Source organism: Bacillus sp. MBGLi79 (assembly GCF_002953915.1).
This window is the reverse complement of the sequence record NZ_CP026521.1, coordinates 2,836,238-2,860,225: the sequence shown is the minus strand read 5'-3', so window position 1 is coordinate 2,860,225 and position 23,988 is coordinate 2,836,238. Positions and strand designations below refer to the sequence as shown.

The following is a 23,988-nucleotide window of genomic DNA, read 5'->3' as shown; positions in this document are numbered from 1 at the left end:
ATTCAAGTGAGTAAAGTTATCGGAATCGACTTAGGAACAACAAACTCATGTGTGGCAGTGCTTGAAGGCGGCGAGCCTAAAGTTATTGCTAACGCTGAAGGAAACCGCACAACGCCATCAGTTGTTGCATTCAAAAACGGCGAACGCCAAGTAGGGGAAGTGGCTAAACGCCAATCTATCACAAACCCTAACACAATCATGTCTGTTAAACGCCATATGGGTACTGACTATAAAGTGGAAATTGAAGGAAAAGATTACACTCCTCAAGAAGTGTCTGCTATCATCCTTCAACACCTTAAATCATGCGCTGAAAGCTATCTTGGCGAAACAGTATCAAAAGCAGTTATCACAGTTCCTGCTTACTTTAACGATGCTGAGCGTCAAGCGACAAAAGACGCTGGTAAAATTGCAGGTCTTGAAGTAGAACGTATCATCAACGAGCCGACTGCAGCAGCTCTTGCATACGGACTTGATAAAACAGATGAAGATCAAACGATCCTAGTATACGACCTTGGCGGCGGTACATTCGACGTTTCAATCCTTGAACTTGGCGACGGTGTATTCGAAGTTCGTTCAACTGCAGGTGACAACCGTCTGGGCGGGGACGATTTTGACCAAGTCATCATCGATCACCTTGTATCTGAATTCAAAAAAGAAAACGGCATTGATCTGTCAAAAGACAAAATGGCGCTTCAACGTTTGAAAGACGCAGCTGAAAAAGCGAAAAAAGATCTTTCCGGCGTATCTTCTACGCAAATTTCTTTACCGTTTATCACAGCTGGAGAAGCAGGACCGCTTCACCTTGAACTTACATTAACTCGCGCTAAATTTGAAGAGCTTTCTTCTCATTTAGTAGAGCGCACAATGGGTCCTGTCCGTCAAGCGCTTCAAGATGCAGGGCTTTCTGCAAGCGAAATCGACAAAGTCATCCTTGTCGGCGGATCAACTCGTATCCCTGCCGTACAAGAAGCAATCAAAAAAGAAACCGGAAAAGAAGCACATAAAGGCGTAAACCCGGATGAAGTTGTGGCGCTTGGTGCTGCGATTCAGGGCGGCGTTATCACAGGTGACGTAAAAGACGTGGTTCTTCTTGACGTTACACCGCTTTCTCTCGGTATCGAAACAATGGGCGGCGTGTTCACAAAACTGATCGACCGCAATACGACGATCCCTACAAGCAAATCTCAAGTGTTCTCAACTGCTGCTGATAACCAAACAGCTGTTGACATCCATGTTCTTCAAGGTGAGCGCCCAATGTCTGCCGACAATAAAACACTCGGCCGCTTCCAGCTTACTGATATCCCGCCAGCACCACGCGGCGTGCCTCAAATCGAAGTTTCTTTCGATATTGACAAAAACGGTATCGTAAACGTAAGAGCAAAAGACTTAGGCACAGGAAAAGAGCAAAACATTACAATCAAATCTTCTTCAGGTCTTTCTGATGATGAGATCGAACGCATGGTAAAAGAAGCGGAAGAAAATGCTGACGCTGATGCGAAGAAAAAAGAAGAAATCGAAGTCCGCAACGAAGCAGATCAGCTTGTTTTCCAAACTGAGAAAACATTAAAAGATCTTGAAGGCAAAGTGGATGAAGAACAAGTGAAAAAAGCCAACGATGCCAAAGACGCTTTAAAAGCGGCGATTGAGAAAAACGAATTTGAAGAGATCAAAGCGAAAAAAGATGAGCTTCAAGCAATCGTCCAAGAGCTTTCTATGAAGCTTTATGAAGAAGCTGCTAAAGCACAGCAAGCTCAAGGCGGAGCAAACGCTGAAGGCAAAGCGGATGACAACGTTGTCGACGCTGAATACGAAGAAGTAAACGACGACCAAAACAAAAAATAAATTCTTTTTAAAGTCAGTCCCGCTTCCGGGGCTGACAGAAAAGAAAACATTTCATAATCTGATTCAATGATTAGAAAGTCAAAGTCAGGCATCTCTTGGCTTTGACTTTTTTTCTTGCCCGGGATAAAAGGAATTGAAAAATCATAATTCAAAATGATACAATCTAATTTATGTGAGAAATTCGGGAGAGTGAAGCGAGATGAGTAAGCGTGATTACTATGAAGTGCTGGGAGTAAGTAAGAGCGCTTCAAAGGATGAAATTAAAAAAGCTTATCGGAAGCTGTCAAAAAAATATCATCCTGATATTAACAAAGAAGCCGGATCAGATGAAAAATTTAAAGAGGTAAAAGAAGCGTACGAAGCGCTGTCAGATGACCAAAAACGTGCGCATTACGACCAATTTGGGCATACTGATCCTAATCAGGGCTTCGGCGGCGGTGGTTTTGGCGGCGGCGATTTCGGCGGTTTTGGTTTCGATGATATTTTTTCAAGTATTTTCGGCGGAGGCACAAGACGAAGAGATCCAAACGCTCCGCGCCAAGGTGCCGATTTGCAATACACGATGACCTTGTCGTTTGAGGATGCCGCTTTCGGTAAAGAAACAACGATTGAAATTCCGCGAGAGGAAACGTGCGACACATGTAAAGGCTCAGGTGCGAAACCTGGAACAAACCCGGAAACGTGCTCCCACTGCGGAGGCTCCGGCCAGTTAAACGTGGAGCAAAACACGCCGTTTGGAAAAGTCGTGAACAGACGGGTCTGCCACCACTGTGAAGGTACGGGCAAAATTATTAAAGACAAGTGTGCGGATTGCGGCGGCAAAGGAAAAATCAAAAAACGCAAAAAAATCAACGTGACAATTCCAGCCGGTGTAGATGACGGACAGCAGCTTCGTCTCTCGGGACAGGGTGAACCAGGAGTAAACGGTGGCCCTGCCGGGGATTTATTTGTCGTGTTCCATGTGCGCGCCCACGAGTTCTTCGAGCGTGACGGCGATGATATTTACTGTGAAATGCCGTTAACGTTTGCTCAGGCTGCTCTTGGAGATGAGGTAGAAGTTCCGACGCTGCATGGAAAAGTGAAATTGAAAATTCCAGCCGGTACACAAACAGGAACGAAATTCAGATTAAGAGGAAAAGGCGTTCAAAATGTCAGGGGCTATGGACAGGGTGACCAGCATATCGTCGTCCGCGTCGTTACGCCGACAAACCTGACAGATAAACAAAAAGACATTATCCGCGAATTTGCCGAGGTCAGCGGAAACCTGCCTGATGAACAGGAAATGAGTTTCTTTGACAAGGTAAAACGCGCGTTTAAAGGCGATTAATTATTGGATGAGGAGTTGGTAGTTTTGAAATGGTCCGAATTAAGCATTCACACAACACATGAAGCGGTCGAACCTATCTCAAATATATTGCATGAAGCTGGTGCAAGTGGGGTTGTGATAGAGGACCCGCTTGATTTAATTAAAGAACGTGAGAATGTGTACGGGGAAATCTACCAGCTCGACCCCAATGATTATCCTGATGAGGGTGTCATTGTCAAAGCATATCTGCCGGTTAACAGTTTTCTAGGCGAAACTGTAGACGGCATTAAAGAAACGATTAATAATCTCCTTCTTTACAATATTGATTTGGGCAGAAATCACATCACCATTTCTGAAGTAAATGAAGAAGAGTGGGCGACTGCCTGGAAAAAGTATTATCATCCTGTGAAAATTTCTGAAAAGTTTACGATTGTGCCGACGTGGGAGGAATATACGCCGGTCCATACTGATGAACTGATTATTGAAATGGACCCGGGAATGGCTTTCGGCACAGGGACACATCCGACAACCGTGCTCTGCATTCAGGCGCTTGAACGCATTGTGCAAAAGGGTGATAAGGTGATTGATGTTGGTACAGGTTCCGGAATTTTAAGTATTGCGGCTGCAATGCTTGAGGCTGAATCGGTTCATGCCTACGATCTTGACCCTGTAGCTGTAGAAAGTGCACGCCTCAATCTCAAGCTGAACAAAGTGAGCGATATTGCACAAGTGAAGCAAAACAACTTGTTAGACGGGATTGAAGGTGAACATGATGTGATTGTGGCCAACATTTTGGCTGAAGTCATTCTTCGCTTTACTTCACAAGCGTACAGTCTGTTAAAAGAAGGCGGACATTTTATTACGTCAGGTATCATCGGCCATAAAAAACAAGAAGTAAAAGAAGCATTGGAACAAGCTGGCTTCACCATTGTAGAAATCCTTTCAATGGAAGATTGGGTCAGCATTATTGCGAAAAAATAACAGTTAGTAGGTGTCACAGCGTATGCAACGATATTTTATCGAGCTCACGAAGCAGCAAATAGAGGTAGCGCCGGCTTTTTCGATTACCGGCGAAGATGTTCATCATATTGTAAACGTGATGAGAATGAATGAGGGAGATCAGATCATCTGCTGCTCTCAAGACGGCTTCGAGGCAAAATGTGAACTTCAATCTGTTTCCAAAGATAAAGTGTCCTGCCTTGTGATAGAATGGACGAATGAAAACAGAGAGCTTCCGATAAAGATCTATATTGCGAGCGGCCTCCCGAAAGGAGATAAGCTTGAATGGATTATCCAAAAGGGGACTGAGCTCGGAGCTCATGCCTTTATTCCCTTCCAAGCCGCGCGTTCTGTTGTCAAGCTGGATGACAAAAAGGCGAAGAAAAAGCGGGAAAGATGGACGAAAATTGCGAAGGAAGCGGCTGAACAATCGTACCGTAACGAAGTGCCGCAAGTGATGGATGTCCATTCTTTTCAGCAGCTTCTTCAAAGGATGCAGGATTTCGATAAATGTGTCGTTGCATACGAGGAGTCATCGAAGCAAGGGGAAATAAGCGCATTCAGCGCGGTTGTAAGCAGCCTTCCGAAAGGATCATCTCTTTTGATCGTATTTGGTCCCGAAGGCGGTTTAACAGAAGCGGAGGTTGAACGGCTCACTGAGAAAGACGGTGTGCCGTGCGGCCTTGGGCCGAGAATTTTAAGGACAGAAACCGCTCCGCTATATGCGTTGAGTGCGATTTCTTATCAAACAGAGTTATTAAGAGGTGATCAGTAATGGCAACTGTTGCTTTCCATACGCTTGGCTGTAAAGTCAACCATTATGAAACAGAAGCAATCTGGCAGCTTTTCAAAGAAGCGGGCTATGAAAGAAGAGACTTTGAACAAACAGCTGATGTATATGTCATTAATACATGTACAGTAACTAATACTGGAGATAAAAAAAGCCGCCAAGTGATCAGACGCGCCATTCGTCAAAATCCTGACGGTGTCATCTGTGTCACAGGCTGCTACGCGCAAACCTCACCTGCTGAGATTATGGCGATCCCTGGTGTCGATATTGTAGTTGGAACACAGGACCGTGAAAAAATGCTTGGCTACATTGACCAATACCGTGAAGAACGCCAGCCGATTAACGGCGTCAGCAACATCATGAAAGCAAGAGTCTATGAAGAGCTCGATGTGCCTGCTTTCACGGACCGGACAAGAGCGTCATTGAAAATACAAGAGGGCTGCAATAATTTCTGCACATTCTGTATCATTCCGTGGGCGCGTGGCCTGCTACGCTCCCGCGACCCTGAAGAAGTCATTAAACAAGCGCAGCAGCTTGTCAATGCGGGCTATAAAGAAATTGTTCTTACAGGTATTCACACGGGCGGTTACGGCGAAGATATGAAAGATTACAACTTCGCTAAGCTTTTGAGCGAATTAGACTCTCGTGTAGAAGGCGTGAAACGGATCAGAATTTCTTCAATCGAAGCCAGCCAAATCACTGACGAAGTGATCGAAGTCTTAGACCGCTCAGATAAGATAGTGAATCATTTGCATATTCCTATCCAATCCGGCTCAAACACAGTGCTTAAACGGATGAGACGCAAATATACAATGGAATTCTTTGCAGACCGTTTAAACAAATTGAAAAAAGCACTGCCAGGCTTAGCCGTTACTTCTGATGTTATTGTTGGGTTCCCTGGTGAAACAGAAGAAGAATTTATGGAAACCTATAACTTTATTAAAGAACATAAATTCTCTGAACTGCATGTTTTCCCTTATAGTAAACGTACAGGAACACCAGCTGCGCGAATGGAAGACCAAGTGGATGAAAACGTGAAAAACGAACGTGTGCACCGCCTGATTGCTCTTTCTGACCAGCTTGCAAAGGAATACGCTTCTCAGTATGAAAATGAAGTGCTTGAGATTATCCCTGAGGAAGCGTTTAAGGAAACAGAAGAAGAAAATATGTTTGTCGGTTACACAGACAATTATATGAAGGTTGTTTTCAAAGGTACGGAAGATATGATCGGCAAAATTGTAAAAGTCAAAATCCTAAAAGCAGGTTATCCTTACAACGAAGGGCAATTTGTCCGTGTTGTAGAGGATGAAGTAACTGAACATATGCGTTTGTCTTCTTAACCTAAAAAAACCGGTGCATTTAAAATGTCCCGGTTTTTTATTTAGCTGGGATAAGAAGGTGAATCAATCGGTAAAACAAGTTTGTAAGCGGAAGAAATAAAAGAGCTGTCACTACATTAAATAAAAGGCTGAAATGAGCAATCCTTTGGGCGGGATCGGGTGATAACTGTTCTACAAAGCCAGTCGCTGCGGTCAGAAAAGGCAATACTAGAGCCACGCCTAGCACATTAAACACCACATGGGCATACGCTGTCTGTTTCGCCGCATATCCGCCGGATACAGCCGCCATGACAGCTGTAATGCATGTCCCGATATTTGACCCGAGCACAACGCTCATCGCCTGTGTCAGCCCGATAATCCCTTCATTCATAAAACTCATTAAAATGCCGATACAGACAGAGCTGGAATGAATGATGGCAGTTAACACCATTCCGATGAGCAAAGCTGACCAGTTTGAATCGTTAACGTGGTATAAAACGTCGGCTCCCGTTTTCAGCTTTGTCAGCGGCCCGGCAAGATGGCTGAATCCACTGATGCAAAAGAAGATGATGCCCAATCCGAGGAAGCTTGTTCCCAGCTGTTTTAAAGGATACCTGCCAGTCAGAAAAAACAATAAACCGCCTATTAAAAGAACCCAAATCAAAATATCCATTTTGATGGCAATAAATTCAGTTGTAAAAGTAGAGCCAACATTTGTCCCCAGAATCATCGGTATCGTCCGCTTAAAAGAAAGAACGCCTGCACTGACAAAGCCGATGACAATGACCATAAAGGCTGAACTGCTCTGAAGTATCCCCGTAAATACAATGCTGATAAGAAACGCTTTTAACGGGTGGTCCGTAAATAATAGCAAACGGTCTTCAATTTTTGAGTACGCCATCGATATTAAGCCTTTTCGAAGCATATTCATGCCTGCGAGAAAGAATAATATAAGAGCTGTAAAACTGATCAGAATCAACATCCTATTCACCAACCCCTTTCCATCATTATATAGACAGGCAGTCTCACTCATGACGGAAAAGTGAACTCACTTAGTTGACCTGACTGATGGCTTATATTATAATGTCAAAGTACATGTTTATATGTGTAACTTAAAGGTAGTCGATTGGTGTATTCGGAGGGAGGGAAAGAGAATGTCAAAAACGGTCGTTAGAAAAAACGAATCGCTTGAAGATGCTCTTCGTCGCTTCAAACGCAGTGTATCAAAGACAGGTACTTTGCAAGAAGCAAGAAAGCGTGAATTTTATGAAAAGCCTAGCGTAAAGCGCAAGAAAAAGTCTGAAGCTGCTAGAAAACGCAAATTCTAAAAGAGGGTGGATTTATGAGTCTTCTTGAGCGTCTCAACCAGGATATGAAGCTGTATATGAAAAACCGTGAGAAAGACAAACTGACTGTCGTTCGAATGGTTAAGGCTTCACTTCAAAATGAAGCAATTAAGCTTAAGAAAGACAGTTTGACCGAGGATGAGGAACTCACTGTCCTTTCTCGTGAACTTAAGCAACGTAAAGACTCCCTCCAGGAATTTTCAAACGCTAATCGTTTAGATTTAGTAGATAAAGTTCAAAAAGAGCTGGACATTTTAGAAGTTTATTTACCTGAGCAGCTGTCAGAAGAAGAGCTGCGTACAATCGTAAATGAAACCATCGCAGAGGTCGGTGCGAACTCAAAAGCGGACATGGGCAAAGTGATGGGGGCAATTATGCCTAAAGTAAAAGGTAAAGCTGACGGAAGTTTAATTAATAAGCTTGTGAGCAGTCAACTGTCTTAAATGGCAAAGAAAAGGACATCTTTCTAAGAGAGATGTCTTTTTTTATACATAAAAAAATGAAACCTTTGATACATTTGTTACGTATGAAGAGAAGGCACTTATTATAAAAGGAAGGAGGGATACACAGCCCTTGCTTCAAATCAAAGGATTCCGTGCTGTTCTTTTGAGTATATTTTTACTTTCTTTATTTGGCGTACAGCTGAACGCAAAAGCAGAAAAACAAACTGTATATGTGATCCCGGTTGAGAAAAATGTCGAACAGGATCTCGCCTCGTTTTTGTCCCGTTCGTTACAAGATGCAAAGGATGCACATGCAGCCCACATTATTCTTGATATCAATACACCGGGGGGATTAGTCAAATCTGCTATTGATATGGCGGATGTGATCACCGAAAGCGAGATCCCCGTAACTGCATATGTAAACAAACGCGCGTTGTCTGCTGGTGCATACATTGCGCTGCAAGCCGATCACATTTATATGGCGCCTGGCGGAAAAATGGGAGCCGCCGCGATTATTGATGGCCAAGGCAATGCCGCTGACCAAAAAGCTGAATCACTTTGGCTGGCAGAGATGGAAGATGCCGCAGTGAAAAATAATCGCGATCCAAAATATGCGCTCGCAATGGCTGACCCGGATATAGATGCCAAGGAAGTCGGCGCGCCTAAGGGAGATCTGCTGACACTTAACGCAGACAAGGCGATGGAGGTAGGCTATTCAGAAGGCACGGCTGACAATGTATCCGCGCTCGTAAAGAAGCTTGGGTTCGAAAAAGCGCAGATCAGCTATGCAAAGGAAAGCTTTGCGGAAAAAACAGCAAGATGGCTGACGAGTCCGGTCATTGTCCCCATTCTGCTGACTATCGCTTTTTTAGGTCTGACAGTAGAGCTTTTTTCCCCGGGTGTCGGCCTCCCTGGAACGGCTGGATTCATTGCGTTATTGCTGTTTTTCTACGGTCATCTCGCAGCAGGCCTTGCCGGGTATGAGACGGTTCTCCTCTTTATCGCAGGGGTGATCCTCATCCTGCTTGAGATTTTCCTTCCTGGAGGAATCATTGGTTTACTTGGCTTGGGGTCGATTATTGTGAGCCTGTTTTTAGCCGCGGGGAGCTTCACTGTCATGGCGGTTTCTCTCTTGATCGCCACAGCTGTTTCAATTACAGCTTTTATTTTACTGACAAGGGTGTTGGGAAAGCGTATGAAATTCTTTAGAAAATTGATATTAAATGATTCTACAAATACGGAGAGCGGCTACGTATCAAATCAAACGCGGACGGACCTAATGGGAAAGGTGGGTATAACCTCTACACCGCTGCGTCCTTCCGGTACCGTCATTATTGACGATGAACGCCTTGACGTTGTTTCGGAGGGATCGTTTACAGAAAAAGATAAGAAAGTAAAAGTGATTAAAGTAGAAGGCTCACGTATTGTCGTGAGAGAAATTTAAATAGAAACGAGGAGAAGTTATATGGATCCGTCAACATTTATGATTCTGGCAATTGTCGCAGTCGCGATCATTGTTTTGGCTGTATTTTTTACATTTGTGCCTGTAATGCTTTGGATTTCAGCTTTAGCAGCCGGAGTGAAAATCAGCATTTTCACCCTGGTTGGGATGAGGCTTCGCCGCGTCATACCGAACCGGGTTGTTAACCCGCTGATTAAAGCGCATAAAGCGGGACTTAATGTCGGAACAAATCAGCTAGAAAGCCACTACCTGGCCGGAGGTAATGTTGACAGAGTTGTCAACGCGCTTATCGCCGCTCAGCGAGCTAACATTGAACTCACATTCGAGCGTTGTGCTGCCATTGATCTTGCAGGCCGGGACGTGTTGGAAGCTGTTCAAATGAGCGTTAATCCTAAGGTGATTGAAACACCATTTATTGCCGGTGTTGCCATGGACGGGATTGAAGTGAAAGCGAAAGCGAGAATCACAGTAAGAGCGAATATCGAACGTCTCGTCGGGGGAGCGGGGGAAGAAACCATTGTTGCCCGTGTCGGTGAAGGGATCGTCTCTACAATCGGTTCATCCGAAAATCACAAAAAAGTGCTTGAAAACCCCGACATGATTTCTCAGACGGTACTAGGAAAAGGATTGGACTCAGGAACGGCATTTGAAATTCTCTCGATTGATATTGCTGATGTTGACATCGGTAAAAACATCGGTGCGATTTTACAAACTGATCAGGCCGAGGCTGATAAAAACATCGCGCAGGCAAAAGCGGAAGAACGGCGTGCAATGGCTGTCGCTCAAGAACAGGAAATGCGCGCCCGCGTAGAAGAAATGCGCGCGAAAGTGGTAGAAGCCGAGGCAGAAGTGCCGCTTGCGATGGCGGAGGCCTTGCGTGAAGGGAATATTGGCGTCATGGATTACATGAATATCAAGAACATTGATGCTGACACAGATATGCGTGATTCATTCGGCAAGCTGACGAAAGACCCGTCGGATGAAGACCGCAAATCATAATCTCTCTAAGAAGGGAGAAAGCTGATGGAAGATCTACTGACAAATCCGCTTATTATTGCAGCGATCATCGGAATTATTTCTGCGATTTTCGGCAAAAAGAGCAAAGAAGAAAAGCAAAACAGCCAAAAAAGAAAAATACCTCAACAGGTGCAAACTGCTTCCCCTCAAAAGAAGCAGCCAATAGAAGAAGCTCCTGCACCTATCCCTAACCGCATGGAACAGGCAAGACGGGAAGCGGAAGAAAGACGCAGGGAAACAGAAAGAAATCTGAAAGGGCTGGAACGAGATCTTACTGCTGCCAAACAAAAAGCAGTATACACAAAACAAAAAATGCTCCAGGTGAATAAAGACACCGTGGTACAGGGGATCGTTCTAGGAGAGGTATTCGGACCTCCAAGGGCGAAAAAACCTCATCATACGATGCGCCCGGCCCGTAAAAATTAAAGTGTTAGAACCTCCTTTCAAATCATACATATGAGATGAAAGGGGGTTCTTTTTGTATGGGGCAAAGAAAGAATCGTGTGAAAGCTTGGCTGACAAGAGCATTGGAAATTCCCCCGGACGTTATGATGGATTTGCCGAGGATTACAATGGTTGGCAGACTTCATATCTACATAGAAAACCACAGAGGTCTTTTGCTTTTCAGCGAGAATGAAGTGAGGCTGATGCTGAAGCAGGGCCAGTGCATCATATCTGGTAAAAATTTTGTCATCAAGGCGATTCTTCCGGAAGAAATACTTTTGGAGGGTACGATTGATGTCGTTCGATATGTTGAGTCATAAAGCCGAGGGGGAAATGTTGTGAAAAATAAATGGCTGTCTTTTTTTTCGGGTAAGGTCCAGCTTGAATTGACGGGAAGAGGGATTGAGCGGCTCCTTAATGAATGCACAAGACAGGGGATTCCAGTCTTTCATGTCAAAAAAAAGAAAGAAGCCGTATCGTTATATATACAGCTTCAGGATGTACATGCCTTTCGGCGGGTGAGAAGTAAATTTAAATGTAAAGCCCGATTTATCAATCGGAAGGGTTTTCCCTTCCTGTTGCTGAAATCAAAGCTGAATATAGGGTTTACGATCGGTTTTGCGATTTTTTTCATCCTTTCGTTTTTGCTTTCCAATATGGTGTGGAAAATTGATGTGACAGGCGCTAAGCCTGAAACAGAGCATCAAATGAGGCAGCATCTTAATGAAATCGGCGTTAAAAAGGGCCGTCTGCAGTTTTTAATGATGTCACCCGAAAAAATACAGAAATCATTAACCAATGGAATAGACAATATCACCTGGGTCGGCGTTGATCTGAAGGGGACGACCATTCACATGAAAGTCGTGGAGAAAAATGAGCCCGAAAAAGAAAAGTATGTTAGCCCGCGCAATATTGTCGCCAAAAAGAAAGCAACGATTACGAGAATGTTTGTGCAAAAAGGGCAGCCCATGGCCGCCATACACGACCATGTTGAAAAGGGACAGCTGCTTGTTTCTGGGCTGATCGGCAGTGAAGACCATCAGCAGGAAGTCGCCTCAAAAGCAGAAATTTACGGAGAAACCTGGTATAGATCAGAAGTGACAGTTCCGCTTGAAACATTATTTAACGTCTATACGGGCAAAGTAAGGACAAAGCACAAGCTTTCTTTTGGCTCGTTGGCAATCCCGATCTGGGGGATGACGTTTAAAAAAGAGGAATTGAAGCATCCAAAAACAGAACAAGAAAAGCACTCGCTTCATTTTCTCGGATTTAAGCTCCCTGTATCCTATGTCAAAGAGCAAACAAGAGAAAGTGAAGAGGCTTTGCGAAAATATACAAAAGAAGAAGCAGTTCAAGAAGGCATTAAATTGGGTAAACAGGATGTAGAGGATAAAATAGGCGAAAACGGCGAGGTGAAAAGTGAAAAAGTTTTGCACCAGACTGTTGAGAATGGTAAAGTAAAGTTGATTATTCTCTACCAAGTTATAGAAGATATCGTTCAAACCACACCTATTGTCAGGGAGACTGAAGAATGACAGAACATTTACTTGCGATGAATCAAAAACTGAAAAACCCGGACGAGGCGCTTTCACTCTTCGGGAACCAAGATTCTTTTTTGAAATTGATGGAGAAAGATCTGAATGTAAATATCATTACGCGCGGCGAGACGATTTATGTTTCAGGCGATGATGAATCGTTTCAGATTGCAGACAGGCTGCTGGGATCACTCCTCGCTTTAATTCGCAAGGGGATAGAGATCTCTGAACGTGATGTGATTTACGCCATCAAAATGGCAAAGAAGAATGAACTTGAATACTATGAAAGCATGTATGAAGAAGAAATTACAAAAAACGCAAAAGGCAAATCAATCCGTGTAAAAACAATGGGACAGCGGGAATACGTGGCCGCTATGAAGCGGAATGACCTTGTATTCGGCATTGGTCCGGCGGGAACCGGGAAAACGTACCTGGCTGTCGTAAAAGCAGTCCATGCTTTAAAAAACGGACATATTAAAAAAATCATTTTAACAAGGCCTGCCGTGGAAGCCGGTGAAAGCCTCGGTTTTCTCCCAGGTGACCTAAAAGAAAAAGTAGATCCTTATTTGCGCCCGCTGTATGACGCTCTCCATGATGTGCTTGGTGCAGATCATACAGAACGTCTGATGGAAAGAGGCATCATTGAAATTGCTCCGCTTGCATATATGAGGGGACGGACGCTCGATGATGCTTATGTTATACTTGATGAAGCACAGAATACCACGCCTGCTCAAATGAAAATGTTTTTGACGAGACTGGGTTTTGGCTCTAAAATGATCATTACAGGTGACGTTAGCCAAATTGACCTGCCGAAAGGCGTCAAATCGGGACTTGCAGTAGCGAAGGAGATGCTGAAAGGAATAGACGGCATTTCTATGATTGAGCTAGACCAGACAGACGTGGTCAGACATCCGCTTGTTGCGAAAATTATTGAAGCATACGATAAGCAAAATTAATGCTGAATGACCCGATCGCGCGTTATCGGGTCATTTTTATGATTGCTTGTGGGCTTGATGTTTCAAGAGGAGGTTCTTGTGTTGAAAAAGAAGGCTAAGACCAAAAGCAGCTCAAAAAAATGGAGCAATTTTAAAAATGCCCGCTCCATGCATGTACTGCTGTATCTTCTGCTGGCTGCCATTATGTTTGCTTTGCTCTTTGTACATGTTAAGCCGGAAACACTTGATTTAGACCTGTTTTCAGTCAGCGACAAGACCATTTATGCTCCGGCAACCGTGGAAGATCAAAAAGCCACGGAGGAAAAAAAGCAAGCCGCTGAGGACGCGGTTGAGGATCAATATACATTAAAAAAAGAATACACAGATAATCGGATAGACCTTGTGTCATCAATATTCGACAGTATCAGTGAAGTGAAAAAATCATCGGAAGAAAGCAGCAAATCCCCATCGGAAAAATCAATGGTCAAATCCGTAAAGGATAAATTGACGTCAGATGTGAATGATTCCATATCCGAGGACTCCATCAAGACATTGCTGAAAGCAGACAGTGAAGACTTTTCTTTTGTCAGAGATACGGTCATTACCGCGGTAAATACGGTCATGAGCAGTGAAATCCCTTCGGATAAGCTATCTGATGCAAAGGATAAAGTAGAAAAAGAGCTAAAGAGCAATTCTATTCCATCTAAATACTTGGGAGCTGCGACAGAAATCGGGCGTTTTGCTATTATTCCGAATTACGTCTTCGATCCGAAAGCAACAGAGGCAAAGCGGCAGGAAGCGTCAGACAATGTCCAGCAAGTTCAAATCAAACAGGGGCAAGTGCTCGTGGAAGAAAATGACCTTATTGATCGGGAAGTGTACAGAAAACTTGAGCTGACCGGGTTATTAAATAACTCAAATCTCTTTAAGCCGATCAGCGGGCTATTGATTATGATCGGACTGTTCATTGCAACACTTGTATATTATTTTGAAAAACAGAAACAAAACCTAAAGTTTAAAAACCAATCCATTCTGCTATTCTCTATTATCACAACACTTTTGCTTGTGATCATGGAGGTTGTCAGTTTGTTTCAGAAGATGGAATATAATAATATCGGCTATCTGGTCCCCATTGCGGCCGGCGCCATCTTAATCAAACTGCTGATGAATGAACGCATTGCCATTTTGGGAAGTATCATTCTTGCGATTTGCGGGAGTATGATGTTTAATCAGGGTGTGACAGGAACATTCAATTATGTCATAGGGATTTATTATTTGATTAGCGGTATTTCAGGCGTTTTATTTTTAGGAAAACATAATGCAAGGTCAAAAATTTTGCAGACCGGACTTTTCGTGGCGTTTATTAATATGGTTGTCGTTCTATCCTTATTATTGATCCAGAACACTGCGCTTTCGGGTCTTGAAATCGGCACGTTAATGCTCATGGGGGTTGTGTCGGGGTTTGCTTCATCGGTATTAATCATCGGCCTGATGCCGTTTTTTGAGACGGGCTTTGGCATTTTATCCACCATGAGGCTGCTCGAGCTGTCTAATCCTAACCATCCGCTATTGCGCAAAATACTGACAGAAACACCAGGTACATATCATCACAGTGTAATGGTCGCCAATTTATCAGAGGCAGCCTGTGAAGCGGTTGGGGCTAATGGTTTGCTTGCAAGAGTCGGCGCATATTATCACGATCTCGGAAAAACAAAGCGCCCGCAATATTTTATTGAAAACCAAATGAATATTGACAATCCGCATGATAAACTGTCTCCTCAGCTGAGTAAAAATATTATCATCTCGCATACGACTGACGGTGCGAACATGCTGAGAAGCTATAAATTTCCGAAAGAGCTTGTCGATATTGCTGAGCAGCATCATGGAACCTCGCTTTTAAAGTTTTTTTACTATAAAGCGAAGGAAAAAGGCGACCAGATTACAGAGGAAGAGTTCCGTTATCCGGGGCCGAAGCCGCAGTCAAAGGAAGCCGCAATTATATCAGTGGCCGACAGTGTTGAAGCGGCCGTCAGATCCATGCATAACCCAAATCCTGAACGAATTGAAAAGCTTGTCCGGGGTATTATATCCGATAAGCTTCAGGACGGACAGTTCAGTGAATGCGATTTGACATTTAAAGAGCTGGATACAATCGCAAAAACACTCTGTGCAACATTAAAAGGAATTTTCCACTCCCGGATTGAATATCCGGAGGCTACTAAGAAGGTGAAATAGATGAGTTTACTGATTGATATCGTTGATGAAACAGGAAGCGTCTCAGAAGAGATGCTCAAAGAAGTAGAAAATCTGCTTCAATTTGCTGCTGAGCGTGAAGGCGTTCAGGATCAGGCTGAGGTTTCTGTCACGATCGTTACCAATGATGACATACAGCAGATTAACAAAGAATACCGGGGAAAGGATACACCGACAGATGTCATCTCATTTGCTCTTGAAGAAGAGGGAGAAGGCGAGGTCGAAATCGTGGGCGCGGAGATGCCTCCGGTTTTAGGTGATATTATCATCAGTGCCGATCGCACAAGAGAGCAGGCAGAGGAGTATAATCATTCTTTTAAAAGAGAGCTCGGATTTCTTGCCGTACACGGATTTCTGCACCTTTTAGGATATGACCATATGACGAAAGAGGAAGAAGAGGAGATGTTTACTAAGCAAAAGGATTTGCTGGACGCTTATGGACTCAAGAGATCATAGAAATGAGCTGAAGCGATTCTACAAAAGCTTCGTGCATGCAGGCCGGGGAATCTGGAAAACAGCGCGGACGGAGCGGAATTTCCAATTTCATGCCGCAGCCGCCTGCGTTGTTCTCATTTGCGGCTTCCTTGTAGGACTCAGCACGATAGAGTGGGTGATTATATTCCTTTTGATTGGCGGAATGTTTTCGCTTGAGCTTTTAAATACAGCCGTTGAACATACGGTTGATTTAATAACTGACAAACATCACCCTCTTGCTAAAGCGGCCAAGGACGCTGCCGCCGGGGCTGTTTGCGTTTTTGCCGTCATTTCGTGTATCATTGGTTTACTTATTTTTTTGCCAAAGCTGTAATGGCTGAAAATTCTTACATTTATTTTACATTTTTAGAAATGGGCGTGAAAAAAAGCGCGCGATTATGTAAAATATAAAGTGATAGCGGTACCATTATAGGTAAGAGAGGAATGTACACATGAACAGACAAGAATTAATAACAGAAGCTTTAAAAGCGCGTGATATGGCATATGCGCCGTATTCCAAGTTTCAAGTAGGAGCCGCTCTTCTTACCAAGGATGGAAAAGTGTACAGAGGCTGCAACATTGAGAACGCTGCATACAGCATGTGCAATTGCGCTGAGCGTACCGCTTTATTTAAAGCTGTTTCTGAAGGGGATACAGAGTTTCAGATGCTGGCCGTTGCGGCTGACACCCCTGGACCGGTATCTCCGTGCGGAGCCTGCCGCCAGGTGATTTCTGAGCTTTGCACAAAGGACGTTGTTGTCGTACTGACTAATTTACAAGGACAAATAAAAGAAATGACTGTGGAAGAATTACTGCCAGGCGCATTTTCATCGGAGGATTTACATGACGAACGAAAGCTTTAAATCAGGATTTGTATCCATTATTGGAAGACCAAACGTAGGAAAGTCTACATTTTTGAACAGAGTCATAGGGCAAAAAATCGCGATCATGAGCGATAAGCCCCAAACGACGAGAAACAAGGTGCAAGGGGTATTAACGACAGGCACATCACAAACCATTTTTATTGACACACCAGGGATTCATAAACCTAAGCATAAGCTCGGGGACTTTATGATGAAAGTGGCGCAAAATACATTAAAAGAAGTTGATTTGATCTTGTTTATGATCAATGCCGAGGAAGGCTACGGGAAAGGCGACGAATTCATCATTGAGAAATTGCAGCAGATGTCTACGCCTGTATTTTTAATCGTAAACAAAATTGATAAAATTCATCCCGACCAATTGCTTTTGTTAATTGACGAATACCGCGGACGTTATCCTTTTAATGAAATTGTTCCGATTTCTGCTCTAGAAGGAAATAACATCGAAACATTGCTCGCTCAGATTGAAGCGTATTTGCCGGAAGGGCCGCAATTCTATCCGAGTGATCAGGTCACCGACCACCCAGAGCGATTTATCATTTCTGAATTAATCAGGGAAAAGGTGCTGCATTTGACGAGAGAAGAAATCCCGCACAGCATTGCGGTGGCCATCGAATCCATCAAAGGGCAGGACAACGGTTCTGTGCATGTAGCGGCAACGATTGTGGTCGAGCGGGATTCCCAGAAAGGCATCGTGATTGGTAAAAAAGGAAGCCTTCTGAAAGAGGTCGGAAAAAGAGCGAGGGCGGATATTGAAGCACTGTTAGGCTCCCGTGTCTACCTTGAATTGTGGGTGAAAGTGCAGAAAGATTGGCGCAATAAAATGTCCCAGCTTCGCGATTTTGGCTTTAAAGAGGACGAATATTAATCTCTTGCCGTGTGGGACATTATCTCACAGGAACAGGGATACATTAGCAAATTTTGTTTAACATGAAATGGAGGACATCTGGTCAAGATAAAGGTAAGAATTTGGAATTTAGGTAAGCTAGTTTAACTACAGAAAGGTGGGTTTCTTGTGTTGAATTTTACCTGGAACGTATTTTCTCAAACAGGAAATGTTGATACGTATCTTCTTTTTAAAGAACTGGAAAAAGAGAACATGGAAAGACCCGAAGAACTAGAAGATGAGCTAGCCCGATTTGATTATCCAATTTTATAAACCTCTTGGCCGCTCCTGCTTTAGGAAGGTGCGGAAATGCTGACAAAATGTGAAGGGATCGTTCTTCGCACAAATGATTACGGAGAGACGAATAAAATCGTAACATTACTGACAAGAGAACACGGAAAAATAGGTGTTATGGCACGAGGCGCCAAAAAACCGAACAGCCGTTTATCAGCAGTCAGCCAGCCCTTTTTGTATGGTTCATTTTTAATGCAAAAAACATCAGGCCTCGGAACGCTTCAGCAGGGGGAAATGATCCTCAGCATGAGAGGCATCAGGGAAGACTTGTTTTTAACAGCCTATGCCGCATATATTGCTGAATTAGTCGACAGAGGCACAGAGGAAAGAAAGCCAAATCCTTATTTATTTGAATTTATATTAGAATCACTAAAACAGCTGAATGAAGGAACAGATCCGGATGTTATCACCTTCATTGTTCAAATGAAGATGCTCGGTGTCATGGGGCTGTATCCTGAGCTGAATCATTGTGTGCATTGTAAAAGCCAAGACGGGACCTTTCATTTTTCTGTCCGTGATAATGGTTTTATATGCCATCGCTGTTTTGAAAAAGATCCTTACAGGATTCCGATTAAACCGCAAACAGCAAGGCTGTTGAGACTCTTTTATTACTTCGATCTGTCGAGGCTGGGCAATGTGTCCTTAAAAGAGGAAACAAAAGCTGAATTAAAGCAAGTGATTGATTTGTATTACGAAGAATATTCAGGGTTATATTTAAAATCAAAGCGCTTTTTAGATCAAATGGAAAGCATGAAACATCTTATGGGTGAAAACAAAAGTTGACATTTGGTCCATCTTTTTATATGATCATTTATTATAAAATATGTTGCAGTGAGAGAAAGAAGTACTTGCGTTTACCTCATGAAAGCGACCTTAGGGCGGTGTAAGCTAAGGATGAGCACGCAACGAAAGGCATTCTTGAGCAATTTTAAAAAAGAGGCTGGGGTTTTCTTCTCAGCAACTAGGGTGGAACCGCGGGAGAACTCTCGTCCCTATGTTTGCGGCAGGCAAGCATAGAGACGGGAGTTTTTTGGTTGCTGCCGCAGTCATTTTATGAAAGAAAAGTGGAGGTGCTTGAAATGAATATTCAAGACATGATTCTTACCTTGCAAAAGCATTGGTCCAGTCAGGGCTGTGTGCTTATGCAGGCTTACGATGTAGAAAAAGGAGCCGGCACGATGAGCCCGTATACATTTTTGCGCAGCATCGGCCCTGAGCCGTGGAAAGTGGCTTATGTAGAGCCTTCAAGACGCCCTGCAGACGGCCGATACGGGGAGAACCCAAACAGATTGTATCAGCATCATCAGTTCCAGGTCATTATCAAACCGTCTCCTGATAACATTCAAGAGCTGTATTTAGATTCCTTGCGGGCTCTCGGAATTGATCCGCTTGAGCACGATATTCGTTTTGTTGAAGACAACTGGGAGAATCCGTCTTTAGGCTGTGCGGGTCTTGGCTGGGAAGTATGGCTTGATGGAATGGAAATTACACAATTTACGTATTTCCAGCAGGTCGGAGGACTTGAATGTAAACCGGTTTCAGTAGAAATTACGTATGGAATCGAGCGTCTCGCGTCTTATATCCAGGATAAAGAAAATGTTTTCGACTTGGAATGGACGACAGGGTTTACAGTAAAAGATTTATTCATGATGGCTGAATATGAGCATTCCGTTTATACATTTGAAACGTCAGACGTCGATATGCTGTTCCAACTGTTCAGCACATATGAAAAAGAAGCGATCAAGCAAATGGATAACGGACTTGTTCATCCTGCATATGACTATGTGCTGAAGTGCTCGCACACCTTCAATCTTCTTGACGCCAAAGGTGCGATCTCTGTTACCGAGCGGACGGGCTATATCGCAAGAGTGCGGAATTTAGCTAGAAAAGTAGCAAAAACCTATTATGAGGAACGAGAAAAACTAGGGTTCCCAATGCTTAAAGGGGAGGGTTCTTCTCATGAGTAAACAGGATTTACTTTTAGAGATCGGATTAGAGGAAATGCCGGCGCGCTTTTTGAATGAAAGCATGGTTCAGCTTGGCGAGAAGCTGACAGGCTGGCTTAAAGAAAAAAATATTACTCACGGTGAAGTGAAGCTCTTCAATACACCGAGACGTCTTGCTGTTTTCGTTAAGGATGTTGCAGAAAAGCAGGATGATATAAAAGAGGAAGCAAAAGGACCTGCGAAAAAAATTGCCCAAGATGCAGACGGAAACTGGACAAAAGCGGCAATCGGATTTTCAAAAGGCCAAGGCGCGAATGTGGAAGACCTGTACATCAAAGAAGTAAAAGGCACAGAGTATGTATTCGTGCAAAAATTCCAAGCCGGCCAAGAAACGAAATCGCTTCTGCCAGAACTGAGCGGTTTAATTACAAGCTTGCATTTCTCGAAAAACATGCGCTGGGGAAATGAAGATTTGCGTTATATCCGACCGATCAAATGGATTGTCGCATTATTTGGACAGGATGTCATTCCATTTTCGATCACAAACGTTGAATCTGGACGGACAACACAGGGACATCGTTTCCTCGGACAAGAAGTGTCAATTGAATCACCTTCAGCTTATGAAAAGCAGCTGAAAGAACAGCATGTTATTGCTGATCCTACCACCCGGAAGCGAATGATTCAATCCCAGCTGGAGGCAATGGCTGCAGAACACAATTGGAGCATTCCGGTTGACGAAGATCTTCTTGATGAAGTGAATCATTTAGTAGAATACCCGACAGCTCTTTACGGTTCATTTGAATCTGAGTTTCTGTCAATTCCTGAGGAAGTGCTTGTCACGACAATGAAAGAGCATCAGCGCTACTTCCCTGTCAAAGACAAAAACGGTGACTTGCTTCCTCACTTTATCACAGTCCGAAACGGCAACAGCCACGCGATCGAAAATGTGGCCCGAGGCAATGAAAAGGTGTTGCGCGCGCGTTTGTCTGATGCTTCATTCTTCTACAAGGAAGATCAGAAACTGAACATTGATGCAAACGTGAAGAAGCTTGAAAACATTGTGTTCCATGAAGAGCTTGGTTCTCTAGCTGATAAGGTTAGAAGAGTCACATCAATCGCAGAGAAGCTTGCCGTTCGTCTCCAGGCTGATGGAGATACGTTAAAACATGTGAAGCGAGCTGCTGAAATTTCTAAATTCGACCTTGTCACGCATATGATATATGAATTCCCTGAACTTCAAGGAATTATGGGCGAAAAGTATGCGAGAATGCTTGGTGAAGATGAAGCTGTGGCTGCGGCAGTCAATGAACATTATATGCCTAGATCAGCTGGCGGAGAAACGCCTTCTACTTTTACAGGAGCTGTTGTAGCAATGGCGGATAAGCTTGACACTATCGCTTCATTCTTCTCAATCGGCGTTATTCCGACCGGTTCTCAGGACCCTTACGGACTGCGCCGCCAGGCAAGCGGTATTGTTGCGATTCTTCTTGACCGCAACTGGGGAATTTCATTTGAAGAGCTGCTTACTTTTGTTCAAACTGATAAAGAAAATGAACTGCTGGATTTCTTCACTCAGCGCCTGAAATATGTCTTGAATGCTGAACAAATCAGACATGATGTCATCGACGCCGTGCTGGAAAGCTCTGAGCTTGAGCCATACTCAGCGCTGCATAAAGCGCAAGTACTGGAACAAAAGCTTGGTGCACCTGGCTTTAAAGAAACAGCTGAAGCGTTAGGCCGAGTGATCTCTATCAGCAAAAAAGGAGTCCGCGGAGACATTCAGCCTGATCTGTTTGAAAATGAATACGAAGCAAAGCTGTTTGATGCCTACCAAACAGCGAAGCAAAATCTGCAGGAAAACTTCAGGAAAAAAGATTATGAGGCGGCGCTTGCTTCACTTGCAGCCTTAAAAGAACCGATCGATGCTTACTTCGATCATACAATGGTTATAGCGGATAATGAGGCATTAAAGGCAAATCGTTTAGCGCAAATGGTAAGCTTGGCGGATGAGATCAAGTCCTTTGCGAATATGAATGCCCTTATTGTAAAATAAAGAGAGAAAAGGCGGTTGCTGTGTGATCGGTAATCGTCTTTTCCCCATTTATAAGTTTTTTGTTTGATTACAAGATATTTACGCTATAATATGGATTATTATTTCTTTACATAGCTATGAAGTGAAAAGGTGGTGAGTACGATCGAACTAAATAAACGGCAAGAACATATTTTGCAGATTGTAAAAGAAAACGGGCCGATTACAGGGGAGCATATTGCAGAAAAGCTGAACCTAACCAGGGCGACATTGCGTCCGGATTTAGCCATACTCACCATGTCAGGATTCCTCGAGGCGCGCCCGAGAGTCGGTTATTTCTATACGGGAAAAACCGGCACACAGCTTTTGGCGGATAAACTCAAAAAGCTTCAGGTGAAAGACTTTCAATCTATCCCCGTAGTGATTCACGAAAACGTTTCTGTGTACGATGCGATTTGCACCATGTTTTTAGAAGATGTAGGTACTCTGTTTGTGGTGGACCGCGATGCTGTTTTAGTCGGGGTGCTTTCACGAAAGGACTTGCTCAGAGCGAGCATTGGCCAGCAGGAGCTTACATCGGTCCCTGTTCACATCATCATGACAAGGATGCCGAACATTACGGTGTGCAGACGTGAGGATTATGTAATGGACATTGCAAAGCACTTAATAGAAAAACAAATTGATGCGCTGCCTGTCATCAAAGATACCGATAAAGGCTTTGAAGTAATCGGCAGAGTGACAAAAACAAATATGACAAAAATACTTGTCAGTTTATCGGAAAATGAAATCCTATAAGATTGCAAACTAACGGGGGGATAATATGAATAACCGCATCATCTATGTTGTATCGGATTCCGTCGGTGAAACGGCCGAATTGGTAGTAAAAGCAGCACTCAGCCAATTTAACGGATCGGCGGATGATACACATGTAAGAAGAATTCCTTATGTTGAAGATATAGGCACTATCAATGAAGTGATTTCACTTGCAAAGGCAGACGGGGGCATTATCTGTTTTACACTCGTAGTGCCGGAAATCAGAGAATATTTGATAGCCGAAGCGGAAAAAGCAAATGTTTTATATTATGATATTATCGGCCCGTTAATTGATAAAATGGAAACGGCCTACGGTTTAACAGCGAAATACGAACCGGGGCGGGTCCGCCAGCTTGATGAAGATTATTTCAAAAAAGTGGAGGCCATCGAGTTTGCAGTTAAATACGATGATGGACGTGATCCAAGAGGGATTTTAAAAGCTGATATCGTTTTGATCGGCGTCTCAAGAACGTCTAAAACACCGCTGTCTCAATATCTCGCACACAAGCGCCTGAAGGTTGCCAATGTTCCGATTGTACCTGAGGTTGATCCACCGGAAGAACTTTTTAACGTTGATCCGAAAAAATGCATCGGCTTAAAGATTAGCCCTGATAAACTGAATCATATCAGAAAAGAACGCTTAAAATCACTCGGGCTTAATGATAAAGCGATTTATGCAAATATCAACCGAATCAAAGAGGAACTGGAGTATTTCGAAAAGATTGTGGATCGGATCGGCTGCCAGGTTGTTGATGTTTCAAATAAAGCTGTTGAAGAAACAGCGAATATTATCCATCATCTCAAAACAAAAAACTTATAACTCAGGACGCTCTATCCTGGGTTTTTGGCTATGCCAAAAGGGAATAATGAAAAACAATAGCTTCTTTGCGAAGTTTGTATTATAATAAAAAATTGTGATAAAATGATTAATTTTAGGTTTAAGGATCGTGTGATACGAATAAACTATTATGGGT

25 protein-coding genes are annotated in these 23,988 nt (G+C 43.5%); 24 read left to right on the top strand and 1 reads right to left on the bottom strand.

The features are described from left to right. Positions 1-6: 6 nt before the first annotated feature. The 5 genes from dnaK (at position 7) to mtaB (ending at position 6,277) form a co-directional block, all read left to right on the top strand. On the top strand, positions 7-1,842 hold the full coding sequence (dnaK, locus tag C1T29_RS14440) for a molecular chaperone DnaK (protein ID WP_103749561.1): 1,836 nt from the start codon (positions 7-9) through the stop codon (positions 1,840-1,842). Positions 1,843-2,041: 199 nt separating this feature from the next. Continuing rightward, on the top strand, positions 2,042-3,169 hold the full coding sequence (gene dnaJ, locus C1T29_RS14435) for a molecular chaperone DnaJ (RefSeq protein ID WP_014114461.1): 1,128 nt from the start codon (positions 2,042-2,044) through the stop codon (positions 3,167-3,169). 24 nt (positions 3,170-3,193) lie between these two features. Then, a complete protein-coding gene (prmA, locus tag C1T29_RS14430) occupies positions 3,194-4,129 on the top strand; it encodes a 50S ribosomal protein L11 methyltransferase (protein WP_069149894.1) in 936 nt (311 codons plus the stop codon). Between the two features lie 22 nt (positions 4,130-4,151). After that, positions 4,152-4,922, top strand: coding sequence for a 16S rRNA (uracil(1498)-N(3))-methyltransferase (locus C1T29_RS14425; RefSeq protein ID WP_103749562.1), 771 nt, complete (start codon positions 4,152-4,154; stop codon positions 4,920-4,922). After that, the gene (mtaB, locus tag C1T29_RS14420; RefSeq protein ID WP_095431717.1) at positions 4,922-6,277 is read left to right on the top strand and encodes a tRNA (N(6)-L-threonylcarbamoyladenosine(37)-C(2))-methylthiotransferase MtaB; all 1,356 of its coding nucleotides are present in this window, start codon (positions 4,922-4,924) and stop codon (positions 6,275-6,277) included. The genes C1T29_RS14425 and mtaB overlap by 1 nt, the downstream gene beginning before the upstream one ends. A 37-nt stretch (positions 6,278-6,314) precedes the next feature. Here the strand turns inward: mtaB and C1T29_RS14415 are convergent, their stop codons facing one another. After that, complete coding sequence (locus tag C1T29_RS14415) at positions 6,315-7,238, bottom strand: Na/Pi symporter (protein ID WP_014664654.1); 924 nt, start codon at positions 7,236-7,238, stop codon at positions 6,315-6,317. A 172-nt stretch (positions 7,239-7,410) separates the two neighbouring features. Between C1T29_RS14415 and rpsU the strand changes: the two genes are divergently transcribed. The 19 genes from rpsU (at position 7,411) to C1T29_RS14320 (ending at position 23,834) form a co-directional block, all read left to right on the top strand. After that, a complete protein-coding gene (rpsU, locus tag C1T29_RS14410) occupies positions 7,411-7,584 on the top strand; it encodes a 30S ribosomal protein S21 (protein WP_003152957.1) in 174 nt (57 codons plus the stop codon). Positions 7,585-7,598: 14 nt separating this feature from the next. Continuing rightward, complete coding sequence (locus tag C1T29_RS14405) at positions 7,599-8,045, top strand: GatB/YqeY domain-containing protein (RefSeq protein WP_095431716.1); 447 nt, start codon at positions 7,599-7,601, stop codon at positions 8,043-8,045. Between the two features lie 130 nt (positions 8,046-8,175). Next, a complete protein-coding gene (locus C1T29_RS14400) occupies positions 8,176-9,489 on the top strand; it encodes an NfeD family protein (protein WP_103749563.1) in 1,314 nt (437 codons plus the stop codon). Positions 9,490-9,510: 21 nt separating this feature from the next. After that, the gene (gene floA, locus C1T29_RS14395) at positions 9,511-10,506 is read left to right on the top strand and encodes a flotillin-like protein FloA (protein ID WP_014664652.1); all 996 of its coding nucleotides are present in this window, start codon (positions 9,511-9,513) and stop codon (positions 10,504-10,506) included. A 24-nt stretch (positions 10,507-10,530) separates the two neighbouring features. Further along, a complete protein-coding gene (locus C1T29_RS14390; protein ID WP_103749564.1) occupies positions 10,531-10,950 on the top strand; it encodes a hypothetical protein in 420 nt (139 codons plus the stop codon). Positions 10,951-11,006: 56 nt separating this feature from the next. Beyond that, on the top strand, positions 11,007-11,288 hold the full coding sequence (gene yqfC, locus C1T29_RS14385) for a sporulation protein YqfC (RefSeq protein WP_003237082.1): 282 nt from the start codon (positions 11,007-11,009) through the stop codon (positions 11,286-11,288). A gap of 18 nt (positions 11,289-11,306) precedes the next feature. After that, positions 11,307-12,503 carry a sporulation protein YqfD gene (gene yqfD / locus C1T29_RS14380; protein WP_103749565.1) on the top strand — a complete coding sequence of 399 codons (1,197 nt, stop codon included), beginning with the start codon at positions 11,307-11,309 and terminating at the stop codon, positions 12,501-12,503. Then, entirely contained in the window at positions 12,500-13,459 is a 960-nt protein-coding gene (locus C1T29_RS14375; protein ID WP_103749566.1) for a PhoH family protein, read from the top strand. The genes yqfD and C1T29_RS14375 overlap by 4 nt, the downstream gene beginning before the upstream one ends. Before the next feature lie 78 nt (positions 13,460-13,537). Then, positions 13,538-15,673 (top strand): cyclic-di-AMP phosphodiesterase PgpH, encoded by a 2,136-nt coding sequence (pgpH, locus tag C1T29_RS14370; protein WP_080488017.1) that lies wholly within the window; start codon positions 13,538-13,540, stop codon positions 15,671-15,673. After that, the gene (gene ybeY / locus C1T29_RS14365; protein ID WP_014664648.1) at positions 15,674-16,147 is read left to right on the top strand and encodes an rRNA maturation RNase YbeY; all 474 of its coding nucleotides are present in this window, start codon (positions 15,674-15,676) and stop codon (positions 16,145-16,147) included. It abuts the gene before it with no gap. Then, positions 16,128-16,499 carry a diacylglycerol kinase family protein gene (locus C1T29_RS14360; protein ID WP_069149890.1) on the top strand — a complete coding sequence of 124 codons (372 nt, stop codon included), beginning with the start codon at positions 16,128-16,130 and terminating at the stop codon, positions 16,497-16,499. The genes ybeY and C1T29_RS14360 overlap by 20 nt, the downstream gene beginning before the upstream one ends. 118 nt (positions 16,500-16,617) lie before the next feature. Then, positions 16,618-17,028 carry a cytidine deaminase gene (locus tag C1T29_RS14355; protein WP_014664646.1) on the top strand — a complete coding sequence of 137 codons (411 nt, stop codon included), beginning with the start codon at positions 16,618-16,620 and terminating at the stop codon, positions 17,026-17,028. Further along, on the top strand, positions 17,009-17,914 hold the full coding sequence (era, locus tag C1T29_RS14350; RefSeq protein ID WP_103749567.1) for a GTPase Era: 906 nt from the start codon (positions 17,009-17,011) through the stop codon (positions 17,912-17,914). The genes C1T29_RS14355 and era overlap by 20 nt, the downstream gene beginning before the upstream one ends. A gap of 147 nt (positions 17,915-18,061) precedes the next feature. After that, positions 18,062-18,205: a YqzL family protein gene (locus C1T29_RS14345; protein WP_003230053.1), complete on the top strand. Its 144-nt coding sequence runs from the start codon at positions 18,062-18,064 to the stop codon at positions 18,203-18,205. Positions 18,206-18,241: 36 nt separating this feature from the next. Beyond that, complete coding sequence (gene recO / locus C1T29_RS14340; protein ID WP_014664644.1) at positions 18,242-19,009, top strand: DNA repair protein RecO; 768 nt, start codon at positions 18,242-18,244, stop codon at positions 19,007-19,009. Between the two features lie 296 nt (positions 19,010-19,305). After that, entirely contained in the window at positions 19,306-20,193 is an 888-nt protein-coding gene (glyQ, locus tag C1T29_RS14335) for a glycine--tRNA ligase subunit alpha (protein ID WP_040083765.1), read from the top strand. Then, complete coding sequence (glyS, locus tag C1T29_RS14330) at positions 20,186-22,225, top strand: glycine--tRNA ligase subunit beta (RefSeq protein WP_103749568.1); 2,040 nt, start codon at positions 20,186-20,188, stop codon at positions 22,223-22,225. Before glyQ ends, glyS begins: the two co-directional genes overlap by 8 nt. Before the next feature lie 132 nt (positions 22,226-22,357). Beyond that, positions 22,358-22,996, top strand: coding sequence for a transcriptional regulator CcpN (gene ccpN, locus C1T29_RS14325; RefSeq protein WP_003237058.1), 639 nt, complete (start codon positions 22,358-22,360; stop codon positions 22,994-22,996). A gap of 25 nt (positions 22,997-23,021) precedes the next feature. Further along, on the top strand, positions 23,022-23,834 hold the full coding sequence (locus C1T29_RS14320) for a pyruvate, water dikinase regulatory protein (RefSeq protein ID WP_014664641.1): 813 nt from the start codon (positions 23,022-23,024) through the stop codon (positions 23,832-23,834). Positions 23,835-23,988 lie beyond the last annotated feature (154 nt).

Bases quoted from the DNA above. Each gene is read 5' to 3' on its own strand.
- ybeY (WP_014664648.1), top strand. From the start codon at position 15,674: ATGAGTTTACTGATTGATATCGTTGATGAAACAGGAAGCGTCTCAGAA.
- yqfC (WP_003237082.1), top strand. From the start codon at position 11,007: ATGGGGCAAAGAAAGAATCGTGTGAAAGCTTGGCTGACAAGAGCATTG.
- C1T29_RS14425 (WP_103749562.1), top strand. From the start codon at position 4,152: ATGCAACGATATTTTATCGAGCTCACGAAGCAGCAAATAGAGGTAGCG.
- C1T29_RS14360 (WP_069149890.1), top strand. From the start codon at position 16,128: ATGGACTCAAGAGATCATAGAAATGAGCTGAAGCGATTCTACAAAAGC.
- rpsU (WP_003152957.1), top strand. From the start codon at position 7,411: ATGTCAAAAACGGTCGTTAGAAAAAACGAATCGCTTGAAGATGCTCTT.
- C1T29_RS14355 (WP_014664646.1), top strand. From the start codon at position 16,618: ATGAACAGACAAGAATTAATAACAGAAGCTTTAAAAGCGCGTGATATG.
- floA (WP_014664652.1), top strand. From the start codon at position 9,511: ATGGATCCGTCAACATTTATGATTCTGGCAATTGTCGCAGTCGCGATC.
- C1T29_RS14390 (WP_103749564.1), top strand. From the start codon at position 10,531: ATGGAAGATCTACTGACAAATCCGCTTATTATTGCAGCGATCATCGGA.
- mtaB (WP_095431717.1), top strand. From the start codon at position 4,922: ATGGCAACTGTTGCTTTCCATACGCTTGGCTGTAAAGTCAACCATTAT.
- dnaJ (WP_014114461.1), top strand. From the start codon at position 2,042: ATGAGTAAGCGTGATTACTATGAAGTGCTGGGAGTAAGTAAGAGCGCT.
- C1T29_RS14375 (WP_103749566.1), top strand. From the start codon at position 12,500: ATGACAGAACATTTACTTGCGATGAATCAAAAACTGAAAAACCCGGAC.
- C1T29_RS14415 (WP_014664654.1), bottom strand. From the start codon at position 7,238: ATGTTGATTCTGATCAGTTTTACAGCTCTTATATTATTCTTTCTCGCA.
- C1T29_RS14320 (WP_014664641.1), top strand. From the start codon at position 23,022: ATGAATAACCGCATCATCTATGTTGTATCGGATTCCGTCGGTGAAACG.
- recO (WP_014664644.1), top strand. From the start codon at position 18,242: ATGCTGACAAAATGTGAAGGGATCGTTCTTCGCACAAATGATTACGGA.
- era (WP_103749567.1), top strand. From the start codon at position 17,009: ATGACGAACGAAAGCTTTAAATCAGGATTTGTATCCATTATTGGAAGA.
- glyS (WP_103749568.1), top strand. From the start codon at position 20,186: ATGAGTAAACAGGATTTACTTTTAGAGATCGGATTAGAGGAAATGCCG.
- glyQ (WP_040083765.1), top strand. From the start codon at position 19,306: ATGAATATTCAAGACATGATTCTTACCTTGCAAAAGCATTGGTCCAGT.
- C1T29_RS14405 (WP_095431716.1), top strand. From the start codon at position 7,599: ATGAGTCTTCTTGAGCGTCTCAACCAGGATATGAAGCTGTATATGAAA.